We start from the raw sequence: 16,266 nt of genomic DNA, 5'->3' as shown, positions 1-16,266 counted from the left end.
GCCCCGGCCCCCGGCTGAGCTCCCGCGCCCGCCGGCCCTCCCGGGCAACCGGCCGCGCTCCCATGCGCCCGCGCCGGCCCGGCGGTCAGAGAGGCAGCTCCAGCTCCAGGTAGTGCCTGATCGGGATGCCGTCGGACTCGGCGGGGACGGCGGGTTTGAGCTCGCGCGCCTCGTCCGCCGCGTTGCGGTGCAGGGCGACGAGGTCGAAGCCGTAACGCTGGTAGAAGCGCAGGGCACGAGTGTTGTCGTTGGTGGTGATCAGCGTGAGCCGCGCCATCCCGCGTTCGGACGCAACGGCGCGTACGGCGTCGAGCAGGGCCCGGCCGACCCCCTGCCCGGGCAGCACCGCGTCGACCGTGACGATCTCGACGGACCCGCCACGGTCGAGGTAGGTGAGCACGCCCGCCACCTCACCGCCGCTCTCCGCGACGAAGCCGGGCAGCTCGACCGCGTCAACCAGCTCGCCGCGGCCCAGCGCGATCACGGTGGTGCCGCCCCAGCTCTCGCTGAGCACGCGGGCCACTGCCTCGGTGTCGTCAGGCCCGATGGGGCGCACCGATATCGACATGAACCCATGATGAGTCATCAGGCCCGGCGTGCTGAAGGACGTCTAGGTGCGCTGGTCGAGGACTTCGGCGATGTCGGCCAGGAAGGAGTCGACGTCCGCGATCAGGTAGCCGGACCGGAACATGACGGTGGAGAACGTGGCCTCCCGCACCTCCTTCGCCGTGACCGGGTAGTCGGTCGTGCCGCGCAGGGTGGCCACGATCCGGTCGAGGAAGGCGTCGACCTCGTCCTCGTTGTAGCCGGTGCCCATGCGTCCGGGACGGAAGGCCACCCGCTCGACGCGGGCGGCCTGGGTCTCGAACCACTCCTCCCGCAACATCTCGCCGGTGGGCTCGGCCATGGCCAGGCGTACGGGCCGCATGGCCTGCGTCTCCAGCGCCACCACGAACGCTTCGAGCGCGAAGTCGACGGCGGTCTCCTGGTAGCCGCCGCGTTTGGCACGGAACGTCGCGCCGCGCACCTCGTCGGCGGTGACGGGCTCCATGGTGTGCGAGCCCCTGCCGAGAGTCGACTCGATCCGCCCGATCAGGGCGTCGACTTCGGCGGGGTCGTAGCCTGAACGCATGCCCATAACCCGCGGAAAGCGGTTCAAGCCTTACTCCTCTTGAGATGGCGCCGGGACCTCTATTTTGACATTTCCAGCGAGTTAACTGATGCGGTCTTTTATCACGACAATGCGGCCGCGCCTATACCGTTACACCACCATGCGTCTCTCCCACGTGTCCTTCCGCTACCGGTGGCGCGATCCACTGATCATCGAAGAGGCCGACGCCGAGCTCTCCCCCGGCGACGTGATCGAGCTGACCGGGGTGAACGGAGCCGGCAAGTCGACCCTGCTCCGCCTCCTCGCGGGCCTCGCCCGGCCGACCGCGGGCACGATCACCGGTCGCCCGGAGGAGACCTCCGTGCTCACGGACGGCGCCGTGCTGATCGTTCCGGTGCTGGCCTGGGCCGCCAGGAGCCTGCTCGACACCGAGCCGGACCGGCAGCGCGAGATGTCGGCGATCCAGGCGGGCGGCCGGGGCAAGGAGGTGGCCGCGGGACTGATCGCGGCCTTCGCGGCGTGTGCCGGGCTCACCGTGATCACCTTGGGCTTGGCCCTGCTGCTCGGTGTGAGCGCCACCCCGCCGCCCGGCGTGCTGGTCGCCGTGATCGCCCTGTATGCCCTGGCCGCGCTGGCCGGAACGGCGCTGGGCGCCCTCACCAGCCGCGCGATCGTGCGCTCCCCCGCCGTCTCGATCATCGCGCTGCTGCTCGGTTTCCTGGCGACGCTGCTGCTCAGCACCTCGCCCCTCTATTGGCTGACCGTGCCGCTGATCCCCTGGATGCGGGCCGCGAACGCCGGCGACCTGCTCGGCCGTTTTCCCGAGCTGGCCGCTCTCTCCCTGGCCTGGTGCCTGATCGGCCTGGCCGGCTATGTCCGGCGCCGCCTCAGGACGAGCTAGTGCCGCAGTTGCTGCCCTTCGCTCACTCCGCGGCGGCCAGTTGCCCACACGCGCCGTCGATCTCGCGCCCGCGGGTGTCGCGGACCGTCACGGGCACGCCGTGGAACTGCAGCCGTCGTACGAAGGCCCGCTCGTCCTCAGGCCGCGACGCCGTCCACTTGGAGCCCGGAGTGGGGTTGAGCGGGATCAGATTGACGTGCACCAGTTTGTTCTTCACCAGCTTGCCGAGCAGGTCGGCCCGCCACTCGTGGTCGTTGATGTCCTTGATCAGGGCGTATTCGATCGAGACCCGCCGCTTGGTCCTGGCCGCGTACGCCCACGCCGCGTCGAGGACCTCAGCCACCTTCCACCGCGTGTTGATCGGCACGAGGGTGTCGCGCAACTCGTCGTCGGGCGCGTGCAGCGACAGCGCCAGCGTGACCGGCAACCCCTCGTCGGCGAGCTTGCCGATGGCGGGCACCAGCCCCACCGTGGAGACGGTGACGCCGCGCGCGGAGATGCCGAGGCCGTGCGGCGCGGGCTCCACCAGCCGCCGCACCGCGCCGATCACCTGCTTGTAGTTGGCCAGCGGCTCGCCCATGCCCATGAACACGACGTTGCTCACCCGGCCGGGGCCGCCCGGCACCTCGCCGGCGGCCAGCGCGCGAGCGCCCGAGACCACCTGCTCGACGATCTCGGCGGTGGACATGTTGCGGGTCAGGCCCGCCTGACCGGTGGCGCAGAACGGGCAGTTCATGCCGCAGCCGGCCTGCGACGACACGCACATCGTCACCCGGTCGGGATAGCGCATCAGCACCGACTCGACCAGCGCGCCGTCGAACAACCGCCACAACGTCTTACGGGTCGTGCCGCCGTCGGTGGCCATCTCCCTGACCGGCGTGAGCAGCTCGGGCAGCAGCGCGGACAGCGTCTCGCGGGACGCGGCCGGCAGATCGGTCATCGAGCCGACGTCGGTGGTCAGGCGCTCGAAATAGTGGCGCGAGAGCTGGTCGGCACGGAACGCCTTCTCGCCCAGCTCGGTGACCGCGGCCCGCCGATCGGCCATCGACAGGTCGGCCAGGTGCCGTGCGGGCTTGGCTCGCCGGGGCGCGACAAAGGTGAGCTGGCCTGGGGGCTGGGACACGGTGCCGCCTTTGCTTGAGGGGTTGTCGGCCAGGGTAATGAACGTTGGGATCGGAGGTGGCATTCCTGGTGTTGGTTGGGCTCGCGTCGCGGTTGCCGCCCGATCTACAGTCATCTCGTATGGCGATTTTCCGGGCGGCATCTGGCGAGGGTGGCGCCGAGGTCGTCCTCGCCGTGGGCAGTCCGTACGGCAGCCGGACGCTCGTGGTCGAGCGTGACGAGGACTCCTCGGTAGCTTACCTGTGCTCGCCCGACGGCACGGTGCACGGCGCCGTGTGGCTGGCCAACCACCGCCCCGCCCCTCCGGTGGTCGACCTGGCCAGGATCAACGCCGGTCTGCCGCCGCTGATGCCGAGGGCAGGCACGCTGAACCCCGAGGGCCGCCGGCCGCTCGGGCAGCTCAGCACGTTGTGGTTCGAGGAGGGCGACGGCGTGGCGCTCTACGAGGACGACGATCTGCTGGCGGTCGTCCCCGGCTGGGCCGACATGAACAGGGGCATGCCCGGTTACGCGCGCGACGCGGTGGGCGAGTCGCCGTTCGCGTGGGCGCTGTCGGAGGCGCTCGAAGGGCTGCGCCCGCGCATCTCCAACGCCCGGTCCTACTGGCGCTGGCGGCACGGCGAGGGTTCGTGGCCGTCGTTCCAGCAGTTCGTGATGGGTCATCTGGACCGTGCGCTCGGCCCGGCAGGCAGATACTGGGACGCCGGCGGCGAGCGGCTGCCGACCGTCGGCATCACCGAGCGTCCGCCGCACCGGGATCGCGACTTCACCGTGCTGTCGACGGTCGGGATGAGCTGCCAGCGCATGCCCACGGTGGAGCAGTGGATCGACAAGCCGGGCGCGTACGCCAGGATCGAGCTGGCCGTGGCCACCCGGGAGGACCCGAAGGACGCGGCGCTGCTGCTGGTGTGGTTGTCGCAATATCCGTGGCATTCGGTCACGTGGCTCGGCCACGGGCACACGGCGAAGTGGTATCACGAGCCTGCGACGTTCCCGCTCGGGCCGCAGTATTCGGGGGTGCTGATGGTGCACAGCCCACCCCACATGCCTGACATGTCGGGGTTCGCGTTCGGGGGCGAGGCCGTACGGTGGCTCTGGCTGACCCCCGTCACAGCGGAGGCGCTGGAAACACACCGGTAGCAGGCGCTAGAAGAACACCGTCATCAGCAGCCAGGCCGGCACCAGCACCGTCACCAGCGAGTCGAGCCGGTCCATCAGACCGCCGTGGCCGGGCAGGATCGTGCCCAGGTCCTTGATGCCGAGATCCCGCTTGATCATCGATTCGATCAGATCACCCGCGGTCGCCAGCACCGCCGCGAGCCCACCGATCAGCGCCCCCTGCCAGAGCTCGCCGCCGAGCAGCCACGCCACCAGCCAGCCGCCGACCGCCACACACGCGACGAGCGACCCGGCGAAGCCCTCCCAGGTCTTCTTCGGGCTGATCACCGTCATCTGGTGGCGGCCGAACAACACCCCGGCGACGTAGCCGCCGATGTCGCTGGCGATGGTCACCGCGATGAAGATCAGCACCCGGTGGTCGCCGTCGTCCGGCTTGAGCAGCAGCGCCACGAACGCGGCCAGCATGCAGGGGTAGAAGAGCGTGAACACCGACGCGGACGCGTCGCGCACGTAGCCGTCGGTGCCGTCGCTGAACATGCGCCAGATCAGCAGGACGAGCGCGAACCCGGCGAACGCGGCCAGTAACCAGACCGAACCGCCCCAGTAGGCCGCCACCTGCATCGCCACCAGCCCGGCGAGCACAGGCGCGACCGGCACCTTGATGTCACGGGTCGCGAACGCCCTGATCAGCTCCACCGTGCCGACGCCCACGGCACCCACGACCACCACGAGGAACAGCTCTTTGACGGTGTAGAGGGTGCCAAGAACCAGCGCGCCCAGCACCACGCCCACCGCGATCGCGGCAGGCAGGTTCCTGCCGGTACGGCTGCCGCCGCTCGAGCTGGTGCCAGCCGTACTTTTTTCCACAGAGTTCTCCAAAGCCGCGGCCCCCGCCGTCTGGGCGAGGGCCGCAGAGTGCATGCCCGCTGCCTTCGCCCCAGGTGGCAGGGGCCCCACCGGAGGCGGCCCGCCGCCGGGCGCGCCGCTCAGACTTCGAGCAGTTCGGCTTCCTTGACCTTGAGCAGTTCGTCGATCTTCGCGACGTGCTTCTGGGTGAGGTCGTCGAGCTCCTTCTCGGCCCGCCTGACCTCGTCCTCGCCCGCGTCGCCATCCTTCATCATCTTGTCGAGGATCTCCTTGGCGGACCGGCGGATGTTGCGCATCGACACCTTGGCGTGCTCGCCCTTGTTCCTGGCGACCTTGATGTATTCCTTGCGGCGCTCCTCGGACAGCTCCGGGAACGTCACGCGGATCACCTGGCCGTCGTCGGTCGGGTTGACGCCGAGGTCGGAGTCGCGGATGGCCCTCTCGATCGCGGGCATGGAGCTCTTGTCGTAGGGCTGGATGAGCACCATGCGCGCCTCGGGCACGTGGAACGACGCCAGCTGCTGGATCGGCGTCGGCGTGCCGTAATATTCGGCGTTGATCTTGTTGAACATCGAGGGGGTGACCCGGCCCGTACGGATGCTCGCGAAGTCCTCCTTCGCGACAGACACGGCCTTGTCCATTTTGTCCTCGGCTTCGAGGAGGGTTTCGTCGATCACAGCGGCTCCCTGTCTTCTAGCTGGCGGTGTCGGGCTCGCGCGCTCATTTGCCTGCGGGGCTGACCAGCGTGCCGATTTTCTCACCGCGGACGGCACGCAGGATGTTGCCCTCGCCCATGAGGTCGAAGACCACGATCGGCAGATCGTTGTCCTTGCACAGGCTGATCGCGGTGGCGTCCATGACCGCGAGGTCGCGGAGCAGCACCTCGCCGTAGTCAAGGTGGTCAAATCTGACCGCATCCGGATTTTTACGGGGATCGGAATCGTAAATCCCGTCCACCTGTGTGCCCTTGAGCAGCGCCTCGGCGCCGATCTCGAGGGCCCGCTGGGACGCCGCGGTGTCGGTGGAGAAGAAGGGCGACCCGAGCCCGGCGCCGAAGATGACCACGCGCCCCTTCTCGAGATGCCTGATCGCGCGGCGCGGCAGGAACGGCTCGGCCACCTGCTGCATGGTGATGGCCGTCTGCACGCGGGTCTCCACGCCCCGCCGTTCGAGGAAGTCCTGCAGGGCCAGGCAGTTGATGACCGTGCCGAGCATGCCCATGTAGTCGGCCCTGGCCCGGTCGATGCCTCCTTGCGAGAGGGTGGCGCCGCGGAACATGTTGCCGCCCCCGACCACGACCGCGACCTGCACACCCTCCTGGACCGCCTCGGCGATCGAGTCGGCCAGATGGTCGACGATCACCGGGTCGATGCCCAGCGGCTCGCTGCCGGCGAACGCCTCGCCCGACAGCTTCAGCATCACCCGTTTCCACCGCAGCGGGCTTGACGGGTGCGGAGACGAGGAAACCGCCGTCCGTGGGGATTCGTGGGCTGGCTCCCGGTGTTCCTGCACGGCGGCGGCCTCCTTCGTTCGGCGGTTCGTTGAGCTGGCGGCTTGCCTAAGCCTAAGCCTGACCGACCTTGAAACGGACAAAGCCGAGAACCTCGACGCCGTTCTCCTCGGCGTACTTGCCCACGCTCTTCTTACCGTCCTTGACGAAGGTCTGCTGGAGGAGGGTGAAGTCTTTGTACCAGCCGTTGACGCGGCCCTCGACGATCTTGCCGATCGCGGCCTCGGGCTTGCCCTCCTCGCGGGTCATCTCCTCGAAGAGCTTGCGCTCCTTCTCGACGACCTCGGCGGGCACGGAGGCCGCCTTGAGGTATTGCGGTGCCATCGCCGCGGCGTGCTGCGCGACGTCCTTGGCGACCTCGGCGTTGGGCTTGTCGAGCTGGACCAGCACGCCGACCGCGGGCGGCAGCGCCGGGTCGGTGCGGTGCATGTAGGCGCCGACGTAGCCGCCCTCCAGCACCGCGAACCGGCGAATCTCGATCTTCTCGCCGAGCGCGGCGTTGGCGGTGTCGAGGTGCTCCTTGACGGTCTTGCCGTCGAACGAGGACTCGAGCAGCGCCGGCACGTCGGCGGGCCTGGTCTCGAGGACGTGCGCCACGACCTGGGCGGCCAGTTCCTGGAAGCGCTCGCCCTTCGCCACGAAGTCGGTCTCGCAGTTGAGCTCCAGGAGCGCGGCGGCGGAGTCGCCGTCCTGCTGGAGCGCGACGAGGCCGTTGGAGGCGGTGCGGGCCTCGCGCTTGCCCACGTCCTTGGCGCCCTTGAGGCGCAGCAGTTCGATGGCGCGGTCGAAGTCGCCGTCGGACTCCTCGAGCGCCTTCTTGCAGGCCATCATGCCGGCAGCGGTGATCTCGCGAAGCCGCTTGACGTCGGCCATGTTCACGGAAGCCATTGCTCTTTTTCCTTGTGGGATTTCGTCGTCGTGGATCGGGCGGGCGCCATGATCGGCGGCCCACCCTGGGTCGGCACGGCGGGCGCGTGCCGTACAGGAACTCTGTCTCGCTCGGGGGCGCGCACCGGACCGGCCCTACTGCTGCCTCGCCCGGCATACTGCCCAGCCTCGCCGCGGCCTATCACCTGTGCGGGCCCGGCTTCGCCAGGCCGGGACGCGTCCCCGTCGGCGGGGACGCGTCCCTCGATCAGCCGTCAGGACTGCTGCTCGGGCTTGTCCTCAGCGGTGGCCTCGGCCTCAGCCGGAGCCTCGGCCACAGGAGCGGTCTCGGCCGGAGCCTCGGCCGCAGCGGCCGGCTCGGCGGGAGCGGCCGGCTCGGCGGGAGCGGCCGGCTCGGCGGGAGCGGGCTCGGCCGGGGCCTCAGGAGCGGCGGCGGCCTCGCCCGCCGGACGCTCGCCGGTGCCCTGCTCGATGAGCTCGCGCTCCCACTCGGCCAGCGGCTCGGCGGCGGCCGGCTTCTCGTCACCGCGGGCGGCGCCGGAGCGGGCCATCAGACCGGCGGCGACACCGTCGGCGACGACCCGGGTCAGCAGCCCGACGGCGCGGATGGCGTCGTCGTTGCCCGGGATCGGATAGTCGACCTCGTCGGGGTCGCAGTTGGTGTCGAGGATCGCGACGACAGGGATGCCGAGCTTCTTGGCCTCGCTGATCGCGATGTGCTCCTTCTTGGTGTCGACGACCCACACCGCGCTGGGCACGCGGCCCATGTCACGGATGCCGCCGAGCGTGCGCTCGAGCTTGTCCTTCTCGCGCCGGCGCATGAGGAGCTCCTTCTTGGTGAGCCCCGAGGCGGCGACGTTGTCGAAGTCGAGCTCCTCGAGCTCCTTCAGGCGCTGCAGCCTCTTGTGCACGGTGGAGAAGTTGGTGAGCATGCCGCCCAGCCAGCGCTGGTTGACGTAGGGCATGCCGACCCGGGCCGCCTGCTCGGAGATGGCCTCCTGAGCCTGCTTCTTCGTGCCGATGAACAGGATCGTGCCGCCGTGGGCGACGGTCTCCTTCACGAAGTCGTAGGCGCGGTCGATGTAGGACAGCGACTTCTGCAGGTCGATGATGTAGATGCCGTTGCGCTCGGTGAAGATGAAGCGCTTCATCTTCGGGTTCCAGCGCCGGGTCTGGTGACCGAAGTGAACGCCGCTCTCGAGCAGCTGTCGCATGGTGACGACGGGGGCCATGGGCTGGTCCTCCAGGTCTGGGCGCCCTGCGGACGGGCGCGGTTCTCGGTTGTGACGCGACAGCGCGTGTCTGCCGCCCTGATGCCCCGAAACCGCTCCAGCCGGGCGCCTGGCCCGGACCGATGGCGCGGTCCGCAATGAGGCATGCGAAGTCGGCCTGTGCCACAGGCCACCGGAAAGTCTACCTCCCACGCCGCCTCAGGCTGACCGCATGTGGTCAAACGGCACGGGTCAGCCCGGTTCCGCCTTCAAGTAGGCCAGTACCGCCATGACCCGGCGGTTGTGATCGTCGCTCGGCGGCAGGCCGAGCTTGGCGAAGATGTTGTTGGTGTGCTTGGCGACGGCCTTGTCCGTGACGAGCAGGCGGGCGGCGATCGCGGCGTTCGACAGGCCCTCGGCCATGAGCGCGAGCACCTCGTGCTCCCTGGGGGTCAGGCGGCCCAGCGGTTCGTCGCGCGTCCTGCGGGTGAGCAGCTGGCCGATCACCTCGGAGTCCATCGCGGTGCCGCCGGCCGCCACCCTGCGCACCGCCTCGACGAACTGCTCGACGTCGCCGATCCGGTCCTTCAGCAGGTAGCCGACCGCACCCACCTGGTCGGACAGCAGCTCACGGGCGTAGAGCTGCTCGACGTACTGCGACAGGATCAGCACCGGCAGCCCCGGCCGGCGCCTGCGGGCCTCCAGCGCGACGCGCAGCCCCTCGTCGGTCAGGGTCGGCGGCAGCCGTACGTCGACCACGGCGACGTCCGGCCGGTGGCGAGTCAGCGCGCTGAGCAACATCGGCCCGTTGCCGACCGCCTCGACCACCTCGAACCCGGACGCCGCCAGCAGGCGGACGAGCCCGTCCCTCAGGAGGGCGAGATCTTCTGCGATGACAACGCGCACGGTATCTCCACGATGAATTCGGTCGGCCCGCCGGCCGGGCTTCGGACCTCGAGCGTCCCGTCGAACGCCGACAACCGGCGCCTGATGCCGGTGCCACACGGGTCGGCGCCGCCCCGCCCGTCGTCGCCCACCACCAGCCGCAGGACGCCTCCCGAGTGGCGCAGCCGCACCCACGCGCGGTGGGCGTCGCTGTGCTTGGCCGCGTTGGTCAGGGCCTCGGCGGCGGCGAAGTAGGCCGCGGACTCGACGGGCGCCTCCGGCCGGGCGGGCAGGTCGATGTCGACGTCCACCGTAAGGGGGACGTGCAGCGCGGCGGCCTCGACGGCGCCGGCCAGGCCCCGGTCGGCCAGCACAGGAGGGTGGATGCCGTTCACCAGGTCGCGCAGGTCGGCCAGGGCCTGCCCGGCCGACTCCCACGCCTCCCCCAGCGTTCGATCCTGCGCAGCTCGGCCGCCTGCGCGCTCACCGCCGCGGCCCGCGACTCGGTCAGCTGCCTGACCCGGTCCGTGTCACCGGGGCGCAGGAGCAGCTCCGCCAGTCGACGACCTGACCTTCGAGGTGCGGCCCGGCCTGGTGACCGGCTTCCTCGGCCCCAACGGCGCGGGCAAGTCCACCACGATGCGGGTGGTCCTCGGCCTGGAGACGCCTGACGGCGGCACGGCGCTCGTGGGCGGACGGCCGTACGTCTCCTTCCGCCGTCCCATGCGCGAGGTCGGCGCGCTCCTGGACGCGGGCGCGGTGCACGGCGGGCGCACCGCCGCCATGCACCTGCGCTGCCTGGCCCGCAGCAACCGCATCGGACGCGAGCGCGTCGGCGAGGTGCTGGAGCAGGTGGGCCTGGCCGAGGTCGCCGACCGGCGGATCGCCGGGTTCTCGCTGGGCATGCGGCAGCGGCTCGGCATCGCGGCCGCGCTGCTCGGGGACCCTGGCGTGCTGATGTTCGACGAGCCGGTCAACGGGCTCGATTTCGAGGGCATCCGCTGGATCAGGGACCTGATGCGCCGGCTGGCGGGCGAGGGCCGTACCGTGCTCGTCTCCAGCCACCTGATGAGCGAGATGGCGCTGACCGCCGACCACCTCGTGGTCATCGGGCGCGGCCGGCTGGTCGCCGACACCGCCATGGCGGAGCTGGCGGCGCGGTTCGAGGGGGACGTGCTGGTCCGGGCGGCCGGCCAGGAGGCGCTCGCCCACGTGCTGCGGGCCTCCGGGGCCGGCGTGCGCGAGGAGCCGGGTGGGCTGTCGGTGACCGGCCTGGACGCCACGCGGATCGGCGAGGTGGCCCTGCGCCACGGGATCGCACTGGGCGAGCTGACGCCGCGCGGCGCCTCGCTGGAGCAGGCGTTCATGGAGCTGACCGAGGACAGCGTGGAGTTCGCCGCGGAAGGGAGTGCCCGATGATGGACGCCGTCGTATCCGAATGGCTGAAGTTGCGCTCGCTGCGGTCGAACTGCGGCCTGCTGGTCCTCTCGGCGCTGTCCGTGCTGCTGTGCGCCGGGGTCGCGTACATGGTCGTCCGGGGGTTCGACGGGCAGACGGGGGACGACCTGCTGAGATTCCAGAGCCTCGGCACGGGGCTGGGGACGGGGCTGCCGGTCGCCTACTTCGTCATGGCCGCGGCGGGAGCCCTGTCGATCACTTCGGAGCACGCGACCGGCATGATCAGGACGAGCCTCGTGGCCGTGCCGAGACGGCAGGTGTTCCTGTTCGCCAAGATCCCCGCCCTGGCCGCCGTCACGCTGGTGATCGGCCAGGCGCTCGTGTTCTCCATGCACTTCGCCGCCATGGCCGTGGTCGGCGAGCGCGCCGGGCACGTGCTCCTCGACGGGCGGACACTGGGTGTCTCCCTGTCAGATCCCGGGGTGAGCGCCGAACTCCTGGTGGCCGGCGCGGCCATGCCGCTGGCCGCGATGACGGGGCTCGGGCTGGGCGCGGTCATCCGTTCCGCCGCCGGGACCCTGGTCACGCTGATCGTGCTCTTGTTCGTACTGCCGATCGTGGCCCAGGCGCTGCCGACCCCGGTGGGGCCGCAGATCGCCTCGTTCATGTTCGAGAACCTGCCCGCCGGAATCGCCTCGGGAGAGGGCATCCTCGCGCCGCCCGTGGCGGGCGCCCTGCTGCTCGCCCACCCGGTCGTAACGCTCACCGCGGGAGCGGTCGCGATCGCCGCCCGGGGCCGCGGCGCCCGACCGATGCTCGCAGGGGGCCTGGTGGCCGCGATGCTGGCGGGCGCGGCGGTCGTCGCGCCGGGCGCCGCGGCGTCCCTCGACTCCGCCTCCGTCGCGAGGGACATCGACACGATCCGGGCCGCCTTGGGCGAGCCGCGGCTCAGCCTCGTCGGCACGTCGTACGGCGGGGTGGTCGCCACCACGTACGCGCGCCTGTGCCCCGACCGCGTCCGCGCGCTGTACATCGACGGCAGCATCGACCACCAGGCCGACCAGGCGACCCGGCTGAGATACAGAGCCGAGGCCATCGAGGGGCAGTTCGCCCGGTTCGTCGAATGGTGCAGTACCGCCACCGCGTGTGCCCTGCACGGCCGCGATGCCTGCGCCGTCTGGCGCAAGCTCGTCGCCGCCGCGGACCGCTCCCCCCATCCCTGTGCGAGCAAGGCAGGTCGCCTACAGCGGCCTCGATCTCAAGGTCGCCGCCGCGCCCGACGTGATCACCCCCGGCGCGGCCCCGGTCTTCTCCAACTGGCAACGCTTCGCCAGAGCCATCGACCGCGCCGCGGCGGGCGACGCCTCAGGTTTCGCCGATTACGTCGAGCAGATTACGAAGAGCCTGAAGGTGCCGTCTTTCCGCGGCCAGAACGGCACCCAGTGCGCGGACGGGCGGATGTTCGCGGACTACGAGGAGTTCCAGCGGCTCAAGGCGCTCGGGGAGCGGCTGTCGCCGAACTTCGCGGGCAACGAGCTCTGGCATTCGCTGGGGTGCGCCGGCTGGCCCACGCCGGTCGGCAACCCCCCGGCCCCGATGCCCGCCGGCCGGCTGCCGCCGATCCTCGGCGCGGGCACCTGGACCGACCACGCGGACGCCGCCACCGCCGCGGCCCGCGTGCCCGGCTCGGCCACGATCCGTTACGAAGGGCCGGGGCACGCGCTCTACCTGTCGGGCAACCAGTGCGTCATCGCCCACGCCAACCGGTATTTCACGTATCTGCGCCTGCCCCTTGCCGGCACCACCTGCGAGCCTCCCGCCGTGTCGTAGCGCCGCGCGTACGCGGATCGGGGGTCAGGGCGCGCCGTGGTCCTCGGTGGGCAGGCCGGGGGCCGCCCGCTTCGCGACCGGGAACAGTTTGATCTGCGCCTCGGCGATCCTGGCCCCGCTCGGGGCCTCGTCCTGGCTGCGGAAGCGGGAGACGTACGGCTCGAGCAGCTTCTTGATCTCCTCGTTGAGCTGGGCGAGTTCCTGGGCGTCGACCCTGATCCTGGTGCGGCTGAAACTGCGCGCGTCGCGCCACTCCTCCGTGTCGTTGTCGAGGCTGGCCCAACTACGTTCCGCCTCCTCCTGGGCCTCTTTGTTGAACAGCGCTATCAACGACTTCTTCGCCTCGCGCACATCCGGTGAGTCGCTGGGATGGGTGCCCACGCCGATCGGTGTGTCTGCGACCTTCCACAGCCGCTCCCTGCCGTCCCCGCGGGGCGGCGCGTCCTCGACGAGACCGTATTTGGCGAGCATGCGCAGGTGATAGCTGGCGGCGCTGGGCGTGATGCCCGCGTTCTCGGCCACCTCGGTGGCGGTGGCGCTGCCCTCGTCGGCCAGTTGGACGAGGATCGCCAGCCGCGCCGAATGGGCCAGCGCCCGCAGCGCCTTCGGATCGCTGAGCCAATCAGGTTCCCGCGTCATGTGCCCACGGTACTCTGCCCGGCCGAACATCTGAAAGGTTGCCTTCACAACTCTGAAGGATTACCTTCACATCTATGAAGGGAATCTTTCACACCCGGCGTGGCCGTCGTGCCGTCGAGCACCCGGCCGGCGGACCGCCCGGCGCGAACAACCCGGCCCCCGGGCCCGGATCTCCTCGTCTGCTCGGGCCCGCCCCCCACCTCGAAGCCGCCGCCGCTCCCCTGCGCAAGCAGCGCGACTACCGCCTGCTCTGGACGGCCAGGACGGTCTCGATCACCGGGTCAGAGGTGTCCAAGCTGGCCATTCCCCTGACCGCGGTGACCCTGCTGACCGCATCGCCCTCACAGATGGGCCTGCTGACCGCGGCCGCTTCGGTGCCCGCCCTGCTGTTCGGGCTGCAGTCAGGGGCGATCGCCGACCGGCTCACGCGGCACCGCCCCCTGATGATCGCCTGCGAGCTCGTCTCCTGCGCGGCCGCCGCCACCGTACCCGTGGCCTGGTTACTGGGCGTGTTGAACGTCGCCTGGCTGATTTTCGTGGCCCTCGTGATCGGCACGGCCGGAGTGCTGTTCAGAGCCGCGAACTTCCCCCATCTGGCGGCCGTCGTCCCTCCCGAGCAGCGCACCGAGGCGATGGCCGGCCTTCAGGCGTCCTACTCGGTGGCCTCCGTGAGCGGACCCGGGCTGGCCGGACTCCTGGTGCAGGTGCTCACGGCGCCGCTGGCCGTACTGGCGGAGGCGCTGTCGTTCCTGGCCTCGGCCCTGCTGCTGCGCTCCATCCGCACCCCGGAGCGGAACGAGCCGGCCGCCTCCCAGGGGATGTGGCGCGACGTCATGGAAGGGCTGAAGGTCAGCGTCACCCATCCGGTCCTGCGCGCGCTGCTCGGCGCGGGGGTCACGATCAACTTCTTCGCCATGGCGTTCACGGCCGTCTACATGCTCTACATGGTGAACACCCTCGGCATCCCCAAGGGCCTGATCGGCGTCCTCATCGCGTTGAGCGGGGCGGGTGGCCTGCTGGGCGCCTGGCTCGCGGCTCGCCTGTCCAAGCGCTACGGCGAGAACCGGGTCCTGCTCGCCGCGGTCCTCTTCTTCCCCTCGGAGATCCTCGCGGTGGGACTGCTGACCGGCCCCCTGTGGTGGAAGGTGTCGGTCCTGGCCGTGACGGGCACGCTCACGGGCGGCATCGTGGTGGCCTTCGCCACCTGCATGGGCGCGATCACCCTGCGCGACACCACCGCCGAACTGCGCGGCCGGGTCAACGCCACCATGACGTTCGCGGTGCAGGGAGTCCTCGCCCTCGGCGGCCTGGTCGGAGGCTTTCTCGCGGAGGCGATCGGGCTGCGTGCGGTCATCCTGGTCTGCGCCGCGGGGATCGCCCTGAGCACCCTCTGGATCTGGACGTCCCCGCTGCGTCCGCGCCGTACCAGGTTCAGGGCCTCGGGTGAGCCAGGCGCCGACCCAGCGCTCTCCTCTTCACTGAACGACCTGCTCAACTCGAAGATCCGGCACTGACGCCCGCGCCGCTCCCCTCGTGGCCACACGATCCCCGCCACGCCGCACGCCCGAGCATGTTTGGCCCGTTCTGGGCCAATCGCCAGGCCTGCCTGCTCACGGGCGAACCGGCCCAGCACGGGAAGCGTGGTCTCGCACCCCAGGTCAGCACCCTGCCTGTGGACAACCCTGCGTCCTCCACAGAACGGCGTTCACCAGCCCGCCGCCAAGGCGCCGTAACCAAAACTCGCGCCATGAACGCCCACCCGCCGGCACACCGTCGCCCACGATGCACCCGGACCACCCGAACAGCCCCCACCACCCGAACAGCCCTTACCGCCACCTGCACCGCCTTGACGGCCATCGTTCTCGCGGCCACCGTCCTCGCTGTCCCAGCGCCCGCAGCGGCAAGGGCCTCACCGCCCACATGGCGCTGGCCGCTGGACGGCCGCCCTCGCGTCATCCGCCGTTTCGCTCCTCCCCCGGAGCCTTGGCTGGCCGGTCACCGCGGTGTCGACCTGGCCGCCCCGGCAGCCGCCCCGGTGCTGGCGGCAGGCGCGGGCACGGTCCGATTCGCCGGTCCGGTTGGAGGAAGGGGCGTGGTCACGGTCGAGCACGCGGGCGGCCTGCGCACGACGTACGTACCGGTCACGTCATCAGTGGCGCAGGGCCAGTCCGTAGGGCAGGGAGCCAAGCTGGGTGTGATCGAGTCGCCGACCGATCACTGCCAGGAGTCCTGCCTCCATTGGGGCCTCCTGCGCGACACCCGCTACCTCGACCCTCTCCTCCTCCTGGGCCACGCCCCCATCCGCCTTCTCCCGTTCTGGCAGGCGGACTCCGCGGCAAGTCCTGAGCCCTCAGGCCATCACGGTTCCCCGCCACCGTCAGGTCTCCACACCGCGCCGCACCCGTCAGCACGCTCAGTCACCGCTGCTCCACCGCAGGCGAGATCGGCCGCCATCCCCTTTCGGCCAGCGCCCACCGCGCTGGCACCCGCCGCACCCGTTCCACCGGCACTCGCAGCAAGCCGGATCGCCGCACCCGTCCCACCCGCGCTCACAGCAAGCCGGAACACCGCCAGTCCACCAGCGACATTTGCCGCCACTCCTGCCGCACGACCAGTCCACGTGCAACTGCCGTCCAGCTCATCCTCGCCGTTGCTGACGCGTTCGGCTTCAGCCACCCCCGTCGCGAGCGCGATAGCCCTGAGCGCGCTACTGGGCGGGTTCCTTCTCCTCAGCCTCGCCACGACCGTACGCCGACGCCTGCGTTCCCGCTCTCGTTCCCGCCCC

General features: G+C 70.7%; 17 protein-coding genes and 1 pseudogene. 7 read left to right on the top strand and 11 right to left on the bottom strand.

Features of this window, described 5'->3' with window-relative positions:
- Positions 1-85: 85 nt before the first annotated feature.
- Together E1294_RS45680 and E1294_RS45675 are read right to left on the bottom strand one after the other, a co-directional pair.
- Entirely contained in the window at positions 86-568 is a 483-nt protein-coding gene (locus E1294_RS45680) for a GNAT family N-acetyltransferase (protein WP_165977856.1), read from the bottom strand.
- A gap of 42 nt (positions 569-610) precedes the next feature.
- Complete coding sequence (locus E1294_RS45675) at positions 611-1,159, bottom strand: DivIVA domain-containing protein (protein ID WP_281284610.1); 549 nt, start codon at positions 1,157-1,159, stop codon at positions 611-613.
- A 112-nt stretch (positions 1,160-1,271) separates the two neighbouring features.
- On the opposite strand from E1294_RS45675, the gene E1294_RS57590 reads away from it, so the two are divergent.
- Positions 1,272-2,012 (top strand): ATP-binding cassette domain-containing protein, encoded by a 741-nt coding sequence (locus E1294_RS57590; RefSeq protein WP_281284609.1) that lies wholly within the window; start codon positions 1,272-1,274, stop codon positions 2,010-2,012.
- 22 nt (positions 2,013-2,034) lie between these two features.
- On the opposite strand, the gene rlmN is transcribed toward E1294_RS57590, so the two are convergent.
- Positions 2,035-3,135: a dual-specificity RNA methyltransferase RlmN gene (gene rlmN / locus E1294_RS45665; protein WP_132518013.1), complete on the bottom strand. Its 1,101-nt coding sequence runs from the start codon at positions 3,133-3,135 to the stop codon at positions 2,035-2,037.
- 119 nt (positions 3,136-3,254) lie between these two features.
- Between rlmN and E1294_RS45660 the strand changes: the two genes are divergently transcribed.
- Positions 3,255-4,274, top strand: coding sequence for a suppressor of fused domain protein (locus E1294_RS45660; protein ID WP_132518011.1), 1,020 nt, complete (start codon positions 3,255-3,257; stop codon positions 4,272-4,274).
- A gap of 6 nt (positions 4,275-4,280) precedes the next feature.
- Here the strand turns inward: E1294_RS45660 and E1294_RS45655 are convergent, their stop codons facing one another.
- From E1294_RS45655 to E1294_RS45625, 7 genes are all read right to left on the bottom strand, one after another.
- Positions 4,281-5,120: a phosphatidate cytidylyltransferase gene (locus tag E1294_RS45655; protein WP_246083744.1), complete on the bottom strand. Its 840-nt coding sequence runs from the start codon at positions 5,118-5,120 to the stop codon at positions 4,281-4,283.
- A 119-nt stretch (positions 5,121-5,239) separates the two neighbouring features.
- A complete protein-coding gene (frr, locus tag E1294_RS45650; protein WP_132518009.1) occupies positions 5,240-5,797 on the bottom strand; it encodes a ribosome recycling factor in 558 nt (185 codons plus the stop codon).
- Between the two features lie 43 nt (positions 5,798-5,840).
- The gene (gene pyrH / locus E1294_RS45645; protein WP_220447049.1) at positions 5,841-6,539 is read right to left on the bottom strand and encodes a UMP kinase; all 699 of its coding nucleotides are present in this window, start codon (positions 6,537-6,539) and stop codon (positions 5,841-5,843) included.
- A gap of 145 nt (positions 6,540-6,684) precedes the next feature.
- Entirely contained in the window at positions 6,685-7,518 is an 834-nt protein-coding gene (tsf, locus tag E1294_RS45640; RefSeq protein ID WP_132518007.1) for a translation elongation factor Ts, read from the bottom strand.
- 254 nt (positions 7,519-7,772) lie between these two features.
- Positions 7,773-8,750, bottom strand: a complete 978-nt coding sequence (rpsB, locus tag E1294_RS45635) for a 30S ribosomal protein S2 (RefSeq protein WP_132518005.1) — start codon at positions 8,748-8,750, stop codon at positions 7,773-7,775.
- A gap of 231 nt (positions 8,751-8,981) precedes the next feature.
- Entirely contained in the window at positions 8,982-9,635 is a 654-nt protein-coding gene (locus E1294_RS45630) for a response regulator (RefSeq protein ID WP_132518003.1), read from the bottom strand.
- Positions 9,599-9,988: an ATP-binding protein gene (locus tag E1294_RS45625; RefSeq protein WP_246083743.1), complete on the bottom strand. Its 390-nt coding sequence runs from the start codon at positions 9,986-9,988 to the stop codon at positions 9,599-9,601. Before E1294_RS45625 ends, E1294_RS45630 begins: the two co-directional genes overlap by 37 nt.
- Before the next feature lie 220 nt (positions 9,989-10,208).
- Here E1294_RS45625 and E1294_RS45620 point away from each other — a divergent pair, with 220 nt between their 5' ends.
- The 3 genes and pseudogenes from E1294_RS45620 to E1294_RS56700 all read left to right on the top strand — a co-directional run bounded on the left by E1294_RS45620 (position 10,209) and on the right by E1294_RS56700 (position 12,842).
- Positions 10,209-11,033 carry an ATP-binding cassette domain-containing protein gene (locus E1294_RS45620; protein WP_342775153.1) on the top strand — a complete coding sequence of 275 codons (825 nt, stop codon included), beginning with the start codon at positions 10,209-10,211 and terminating at the stop codon, positions 11,031-11,033.
- Positions 11,030-12,106, top strand: a pseudogene (locus E1294_RS57870) (alpha/beta fold hydrolase); the annotation flags it as partial. The gene E1294_RS45620 and the pseudogene E1294_RS57870, both read left to right, overlap by 4 nt.
- A 127-nt stretch (positions 12,107-12,233) precedes the next feature.
- Entirely contained in the window at positions 12,234-12,842 is a 609-nt protein-coding gene (locus tag E1294_RS56700; RefSeq protein ID WP_246083742.1) for an alpha/beta hydrolase, read from the top strand.
- Positions 12,843-12,866: 24 nt separating this feature from the next.
- Here the strand turns inward: E1294_RS56700 and E1294_RS45610 are convergent, their stop codons facing one another.
- Entirely contained in the window at positions 12,867-13,481 is a 615-nt protein-coding gene (locus tag E1294_RS45610; RefSeq protein WP_132517998.1) for an ArsR/SmtB family transcription factor, read from the bottom strand.
- Between the two features lie 74 nt (positions 13,482-13,555).
- On the opposite strand from E1294_RS45610, the gene E1294_RS45605 reads away from it, so the two are divergent.
- Together E1294_RS45605 and E1294_RS58555 are read left to right on the top strand one after the other, a co-directional pair.
- Entirely contained in the window at positions 13,556-14,995 is a 1,440-nt protein-coding gene (locus E1294_RS45605) for an MFS transporter (protein ID WP_132517996.1), read from the top strand.
- Positions 14,996-15,051: 56 nt separating this feature from the next.
- Positions 15,052-16,266 (top strand): peptidoglycan DD-metalloendopeptidase family protein (locus E1294_RS58555; protein WP_425465270.1); only part of this gene is annotated, 1,215 nt, incomplete at its 3' end.

This window comes from Nonomuraea diastatica (genome assembly GCF_004349015.1).
In the GTDB taxonomy this organism is placed as follows: domain Bacteria; phylum Actinomycetota; class Actinomycetes; order Streptosporangiales; family Streptosporangiaceae; genus Nonomuraea; species Nonomuraea diastatica.
Note: the sequence above shows the minus strand (reverse complement) of the source record. Positions and strands in the feature narration are given on the sequence as shown.

What these genes read in the sequence shown, in the direction of transcription:
- E1294_RS45680 (WP_165977856.1), bottom strand. Translation starts at nt 568, where the DNA reads ATGTCGATATCGGTGCGCCCCATCGGGCCTGACGACACCGAGGCAGTG.
- E1294_RS57590 (WP_281284609.1), top strand. Translation starts at nt 1,272, where the DNA reads ATGCGTCTCTCCCACGTGTCCTTCCGCTACCGGTGGCGCGATCCACTG.
- E1294_RS45660 (WP_132518011.1), top strand. Translation starts at nt 3,255, where the DNA reads ATGGCGATTTTCCGGGCGGCATCTGGCGAGGGTGGCGCCGAGGTCGTC.
- pyrH (WP_220447049.1), bottom strand. Translation starts at nt 6,539, where the DNA reads ATGCTGAAGCTGTCGGGCGAGGCGTTCGCCGGCAGCGAGCCGCTGGGC.
- tsf (WP_132518007.1), bottom strand. Translation starts at nt 7,518, where the DNA reads ATGGCTTCCGTGAACATGGCCGACGTCAAGCGGCTTCGCGAGATCACC.
- rpsB (WP_132518005.1), bottom strand. Translation starts at nt 8,750, where the DNA reads ATGGCCCCCGTCGTCACCATGCGACAGCTGCTCGAGAGCGGCGTTCAC.
- E1294_RS45610 (WP_132517998.1), bottom strand. Translation starts at nt 13,481, where the DNA reads ATGACGCGGGAACCTGATTGGCTCAGCGATCCGAAGGCGCTGCGGGCG.
- E1294_RS45605 (WP_132517996.1), top strand. Translation starts at nt 13,556, where the DNA reads ATGAAGGGAATCTTTCACACCCGGCGTGGCCGTCGTGCCGTCGAGCAC.